Source organism: Arthrobacter sp. SX1312, from assembly GCF_002929295.1.
Taxonomy (GTDB): domain Bacteria; phylum Actinomycetota; class Actinomycetes; order Actinomycetales; family Micrococcaceae; genus Arthrobacter_D.
Window position 1 is genome coordinate 1 of record NZ_PJIM01000008.1, and the last position, 6,258, is coordinate 6,258.

6 protein-coding genes are annotated in these 6,258 nt (G+C 64.7%); 3 read left to right on the plus strand and 3 right to left on the minus strand.

The window, feature by feature from the left end:
* Positions 1-313 (plus strand): hypothetical protein (locus CXQ92_RS18475; RefSeq protein ID WP_219815779.1); only part of this gene is annotated, 313 nt, incomplete at its 5' end.
* A 213-nt stretch (positions 314-526) separates the two neighbouring features.
* On the plus strand, positions 527-1,810 hold the full coding sequence (locus CXQ92_RS17370) for a cyclopropane-fatty-acyl-phospholipid synthase family protein (RefSeq protein ID WP_104169041.1): 1,284 nt from the start codon (positions 527-529) through the stop codon (positions 1,808-1,810).
* A gap of 126 nt (positions 1,811-1,936) precedes the next feature.
* Here the strand turns inward: CXQ92_RS17370 and CXQ92_RS17375 are convergent, their stop codons facing one another.
* Both CXQ92_RS17375 and CXQ92_RS17380 read right to left on the minus strand, forming a co-directional pair.
* Positions 1,937-2,977 (minus strand): hemolysin family protein, encoded by a 1,041-nt coding sequence (locus CXQ92_RS17375; RefSeq protein WP_104169042.1) that lies wholly within the window; start codon positions 2,975-2,977, stop codon positions 1,937-1,939.
* Positions 2,970-4,349, minus strand: a complete 1,380-nt coding sequence (locus CXQ92_RS17380) for a hemolysin family protein (protein ID WP_104169045.1) — start codon at positions 4,347-4,349, stop codon at positions 2,970-2,972. The genes CXQ92_RS17375 and CXQ92_RS17380 overlap by 8 nt, the downstream gene beginning before the upstream one ends.
* A 328-nt stretch (positions 4,350-4,677) precedes the next feature.
* Here CXQ92_RS17380 and CXQ92_RS17385 point away from each other — a divergent pair, with 328 nt between their 5' ends.
* Complete coding sequence (locus CXQ92_RS17385; RefSeq protein WP_104169043.1) at positions 4,678-4,854, plus strand: CsbD family protein; 177 nt, start codon at positions 4,678-4,680, stop codon at positions 4,852-4,854.
* Positions 4,855-5,176: 322 nt separating this feature from the next.
* Here CXQ92_RS17385 and CXQ92_RS17390 read toward each other — a convergent pair whose 3' ends face one another.
* Positions 5,177-5,950: an ANTAR domain-containing protein gene (locus CXQ92_RS17390; RefSeq protein ID WP_181033733.1), complete on the minus strand. Its 774-nt coding sequence runs from the start codon at positions 5,948-5,950 to the stop codon at positions 5,177-5,179.
* Between the last annotated feature and the right edge of the window lie 308 nt (positions 5,951-6,258).

Here is a 6,258-nt window from a genome sequence, read left to right on the forward strand (position 1 = left end):
AAATTCAACCAATCAAAAAACAATCGGTATCAACAAACTTGGCACACTATTGAGTTCTCAAACAACAGGAACAACCGGCACCAAACACGACCAAACCATCATGTCATCGCTCCGGAGCAACTTTTCAAGCCTACCCGCACCCACCCCGCAACCACAAATCCGCTCTATCCCGGCTGGTTCTGACACCAGGACCGCGATCCGCGAGCAGAAGCTGTACGAGGACACCGGAGGAAGCGACATCTTGCACATGGAACACGTGCCAGAACCGCTTCATTCAGTTGGGGGGTCTGTCACCCTCACCGGGGCAACTTGATAACTGTACAACACCCCCGCCCCCATCACAAACCCACCCACGCCTACGGGAAGCCCCCGCAGCAGCGCCAGCTTCAGGACCCGGTCGCTGTCCCCGCCTCCTTCGGGAGAAGGCCTGCGCCCGAGCTTGCCCCGGACGACTGCAGGCGGGCACGGGGCGCCTCACGCCGATCGTGCTCTGGTCCCCATAAACAAGTCGTAGTAGACAGGGTGCATGGGCAGAAGAATAGGAGTGGCACCACGGTTGGCCGAAGCCTTGGGTATCGTTCTGGGCACCGACGAGATCCCGATGCGGCTCCGGGCCTGGGACGGATCGGAAGCAGGCCCACCCGGTGCCCCGGTGATCGACTTCCGCTCCCGGAGGGGCTTGCGGCGAATGGTGTGGTCGCCGAATCAGCTCGGGCTCAGCCGTGCGTATGTCGCAGGGGACATCGACGGGGCCGGCGACATCTTCGAGAGCTTCTCGACCCTCAGCTCCGTGGGCAAGTTCACCGAGGTGAAGGCCTTCCGCCCACCGACGTTCGGTGAGCGTGTGCGTCTGGTCCGGACAGCAGTTCGGGTTGGCGCCCTGGGACTTCCGCCGACGCCGCCCCCCGAGGAGATGAACGTGACCCGATCGGGACGGAAGCATTCCAAGGAACGTGACGCTGCGGCGATCTCGCATCACTACGACGTCGGCAATGAGTTCTACGCGCTCGTGCTCGGGCCGTCGATGGTGTATTCCTGCGCTGTCTGGGAGGACGAGACCGTCGGATTGGACGCATCCCAGGAGGCGAAACTCGATCTGGTCTGCCGCAAACTCGGCCTCCGGCCCGGCATGCGGGTGCTCGATGTGGGTTGCGGCTGGGGCAGTCTTGCACTGCATGCAGCGCAGAACTACGGAGTCGACGTCGTCGGTGTCACCCTGTCGAAGGAGCAGGCGGATCTCGGGCAGAAGCGAGTGTCCGACGCCGGTCTCGCTGATCGCATCGAGATCCGGGTTCAGGACTACCGCGATGTCGACGACGGTCCCTTCGACGCAATCAGCTCGATCGGCATGGCCGAGCACGTCGGCGCTCACCAGATCGGCAACTACGCCTCCCATCTCTACGGCCTGCTGCGTCCGGGCGGCCGCCTGCTCAACCACGCGATCTCCTGGAACGCAGGTGAGATGCCTCCGGATCCGGACTCCTTCATCCCCCGCTACGTCTTCCCCGACGGGGAGATGCTCAGCCTCACTGCCATGATCGAGGCACTCGAGTCGGCCGGGCTGGAAGTGCTTGACGTTGAAGCGCTGCGCCGGCATTACGGGCTGACGCTCCGGGCCTGGGTGCACAACCTCGAGGAGAACTGGGACGAAGCGGTACGCCTCACGAGCGAGGGGCGGGCTCGGGTGTGGCGGCTGTACATGGCGTCGAGCGCACTCGGATTCGAGCGGGGCCTGAACGGGGTGAATCAGGTGTTGGTGCAACGTTCTGGAGGAGAGGAGCCCCCCTTGCGCCGCCGCGACTGGATGTGATGGTGGCCCCACCACGTCCTCCGCGTTCGTCGGGCGGGGAGCTGTTCTCCCGCTCACTGGTCGGAAGGTCGGCTGTGCTGGCGCAGGCTTCTGAGTGTGCGTGAGCCTGCGCCAGCAGGCTCACCGTTATGCGGCGCTGGTGGCGTCCTGGACCTCTCCGACGAGTTCTTCGAGGATGTCTTCGAGGAAGAGCATGCCTGTGGTGTTTCCTTCGGCGTCGAAGACGCGGGCGATGTGCGCGCCGGTGCGGCGCATGGTCGCCAGGGCGTCTTCGAGGTCGCTGCTGCGGTAGGCGGACGCGAGTCTGCGGACCCTCTTGGCGGGCACCGGCGTATTGAACGACTCCGGGGTGGAGAGGTCCGTGACGTCCTTGAGATGCAGGTATCCGCTCGGTTCGCCGTCGCGCGTAAGGATGTACCGGGAGTAGCCGTGCTCCCCGACGGTGCGCTGGATGTCCGCCGGGCTGGCGGTCACCGGAAGATGCACGATGTCCTGGATGGGGACTTCGACATCGGCGACGGTCTTCGAGGTGAACTCGAACGCGTTGGTCAGGGTCCCGCTGCCGTCGGCGAGCACGCCTTCCCTGGTGGACTGCTCGACGATGGTGGCGACCTCGTCGAGGGTGTAGGCGCTGGTCGCCTCGTCCTTCGGCTCGACCTTGAACAGGCGCAGGATGCCGTTGGCGATCCCGTTCAGCGTCCAGATGACCGGCCTGACGACCTTCGAGACGAAGACCAGGGGCGGCGCCAGGAGAAGGGCGGCCTTGGTGGGTACGGAGAACGAGATGTTCTTCGGGACCATCTCGCCGAGCACCACGTGCAGGAACGTGACCAGCAGCAGGGCGATGATGAACGCGATCACGCCGATGGCTTCGGGTGGGATCGGGGTCAGAGCCAGCGGGTATTCGAGCAGGTGATGGATCGCCGGTTCGGAGACGTTGAGGATGACCAGGGAGCAGACGGTGATGCCGAGCTGACTGGTGGCCAGCATCAGAGTGGCGTGTTCCATCGCCCAGAGCGTTGTCTTCGCGGCCTTGCTGCCTTCCTCGGCACGCGGCTCGATCTGGGAGCGGCGTGCGGAGATGACCGCGAATTCGGCTCCCACGAAGAACGCGTTGACGGCCAGAAGCACGACCAGCCAGATCAGTCCGGGCAGGTACTCACTCATGGGACAGGTCCTTCGTCAGCTCGTCGATGGTGCGGTCGTGTCGGCTTCGGGCGTCGTCGGGCCTCTGCTGATAGTCGGCAGGATCCGTCGGCGTGAAGCGGATGCGCTCCACATGGACGCCGAGGACCCGTTCGACGCGCAGGACACCGTCGCTGAGGGCCACTTCGTCGCCGAGCTCGGGGATGCGGTCGAGTTCGTCGGTCATGTATCCGGCGAGGGTGTCGTAGTCCTCGCCTTCGGGCACGTCGATGCCGGTGCGTTCCCTGAGTTCGTCGGGGCGCAGGGATGCGTCGAACGTGATCGATTTGCCGGTGCGCACGACCCCGACGCGGGTGCGGTCGTGTTCGTCCTCGAGTTCCCCGACGATTTCCTCGATGAGATCCTCGAGGGTGACGATGCCGGCGGTACCGCCGTGTTCGTCGGTCACGATCGCAACCTGTAGCCCCTGCTGGCGCAGCAGACCCAGGAGGCTGTCGACGCTCATGGATTCCGGCACGCGAAGGGGTTCGACCATGAGCTTCTCGGCCGTGGTGATGCTCCGTGCATCCAGGGGGACGGCGAAGGCCTGCTTGAGGTGGATGACGCCGCGGATGTCGTCGTTGTCCTGTCCGATGACAGGGAACCGCGAGTACCCGGTGGTCACAGCTGTCGAGACGATCTCGGCGGCGGTGTCGGTGGTCCGCACGGAGGTCATCCGTACGCGGGGGGTCATGACGTCATCGGCCGTATGGTCCGAGAACAGCAGGGTTCGGTGCAGCAGTTCCGCGTGGTCCTGATCCAGGGAGCCCTCGAGGGCTGATCGGCGGACCAGGGAGCTGAGCTCCTCGGCGCTGCGGGCACCGGACAGTTCCTCCTTGGGCTCGATGCCGAAGGAGCGGATGATCCTGTTCGCGGTGTTGTTGAACAGAAGGATCACGGGCTTCAGGACGGTGGTGAACAGGGCCTGGAACGGGACGACGAACTTCGCGGTCTGTCGGGGAAGGGCCAGCGCGAAGTTCTTGGGCACCAGCTCGCCGATCACCATGGAGAACACGGTGGCGAGGAAGATTCCCACGACGGCGCCGATCCCGGGCACGAGTCCCTCCGGGATGCCGGCACCGAGCAGGGGTTCGCGCAGCAGGGAACTGATGGCCGGCTCGAACGTGTAGCCGGTGAGCAGGGTCGTCAGAGTGATCCCGAGCTGAGCACTCGACAGATGCGTCGACGTGATCTTCAGGGCCTTGATGGTGGGCTTCAAGCCCTTCTCGCCGCGCGCGTCGCGGGCTTCGAGTTCGCTGCGGTCGAGGTTCACGAGCGCGAACTCGGAGGCCACGAACATACCGGTGCCGACGGTGAGAACCAGGCCGACGCCGATCATGACTAACTCGTACACGGTGCCGCCCCCCATCCTCGATCGGCCGACACAGCGGCGTTCAGGCAGGTGAGGGGCACGGGTCTATGCGTCGGGGGGTCATCCATAATGCCCTCCAGTCTAACGAACAGCCGCCTATTCTCCCGGCCGAGGATGCCCATCCGGCCTACGCCGACAGCACAACGCGGCCATCGACGCGGGTGTCCGCCGTGGCGGGACACGACGATCCGCGCCTCCCGCCCCTGGCCGGGTGTCTGCTCCTTCGGGCTGCAGTGAGGATGCCTAGACTGAGCCCATCGGCAACGACGCCGATCGCACGACTACTGACATCCACCGCAAGGAGAGCATCATGGGACTCGATGACAAGATCGGAAACGCCGCGCAGAAGCTCGGCGGCCAGGGCAAGGAAGCTGCCGGCAACGCGACCGGCGACGAGAGCCTGAAGGCGGAGGGCCGGAGCGATCAGGCCAAGGGTGATCTCAAGCAGGCCGGCGAGAAGATCAAGGATGCCTTCAGGAAGAGCTGACTCGCCGACCCGCGCCTGACTGAGGCGCCGAACGACTGGAAGGGGATGCGCCCGCAGAGGGGTACATCCCCTTCCTGCTTCCGAACCCACCTGCCCGGTGGGCGTGACCTGTGGCGGGTGGTCAACGGGCTCGTCGTAATCGACGGTGTCGTCGGGGCGACCGGGATCGGCGCGTCGACGGCGGGATATCGGACGAGCCCATCAACGGTCCTCGCGGGATCGATAGCGGGTGGGATGCTGATGGGTACTTGCACGAGTTGGTGCGCATGCCTGCACGGGAGCCGGGTCCGTCCGAGGACACGCTGCGGGAGATGCGTGGTGGTTATCCGCCGTGGCGCGATGCTGTCACCTGGTAGAGGATGGCGGTTGCGACGTCCTTCAGCCTGACGTGGGTGTCGTTGGACATCTTCTGCAGCCGGAGGAAAGCCTCTGCGCTGGTGCAGTGGTGCTGGGCCATGAGAATGCCCTTGGCCTGCTCGATGCCGGCCCGAGAGCTCATGGCTTCCTGCAGTTGCTCCACCTCCTTGCGCGCGGAGCGATAGAGACCGGACGTCACCATGGTCGCCGCCGAGTACTCGGTGAAGCGCTGTTTCCGGTCGGCGTCGGACGCGTCCGGGTCAGCACTGAGGTAGGCCAGAAGACGGACGAGATCCTCGCGGTGCTCGGTGACGTCGTGCACCTCCTGCAGAAGAGCGACCACGTGACCCTCGTCGTTCAGGACGGGGCTATTGACCGGGCTCCAGTACCGCTCCAGGAACGCACCGGAGCGGGCAGGATCAGGGATGTCGAAACGGTGGAGGAGCAGGCTGTCCCTCTGCCCGGTTTTCTTCACCCGTTCGAGCGATTCGCGCATTACCCTGGCCGGTTCCTGCCCTGCCTGTGACGGGTTCTCGGTGAACACCTCGAATGCCTGGCGCCCAACGAGATCAGTAGCGGAAATCCCCACGAGATCGACGAACGCGGGATTCACGTCGAGGATGACGTACTCGGGATCCATCAGCGAGTACGCCGACGTCGTTGCCTCGAAGATGCCCCGAGCATGGACCTTGATCCGATCAACCGCGTCTGGCGCGCCTCCACTCTCGTACTGTTCCACGTCGCTTCCCTCCCTGGCCAGTAACCTCAGCATGCTTCGCGTGGCCCGAAAACGGAAGCATGGTCATCATGTCAACGGCGGGGTCCGGATGGACCCCTTACTGACGGACTGGAATCGACTCCTTCGGGTTGGGCCGTTGCTTGCCCGGTTCTCCTGGCGAGGAGCCCGCTCCGTTGCCGGGTGCGGTAGGAGTCTCCTGTGAGGGTGAGGACTTCGGGCGACGAAGATCCCGTTAACGAGGAAAGACCCCACCGTGGTGGGGTCTTTGCTCGTGAGTGGTTGTCCGGCGGTGTCCTACTCTCCCACAC

Bases quoted from the DNA above. Each gene is read 5' to 3' on its own strand.
- CXQ92_RS17375 (WP_104169042.1), bottom strand. From the start codon at position 2,977: ATGAGTGAGTACCTGCCCGGACTGATCTGGCTGGTCGTGCTTCTGGCC.
- CXQ92_RS17370 (WP_104169041.1), top strand. From the start codon at position 527: ATGGGCAGAAGAATAGGAGTGGCACCACGGTTGGCCGAAGCCTTGGGT.
- CXQ92_RS17385 (WP_104169043.1), top strand. From the start codon at position 4,678: ATGGGACTCGATGACAAGATCGGAAACGCCGCGCAGAAGCTCGGCGGC.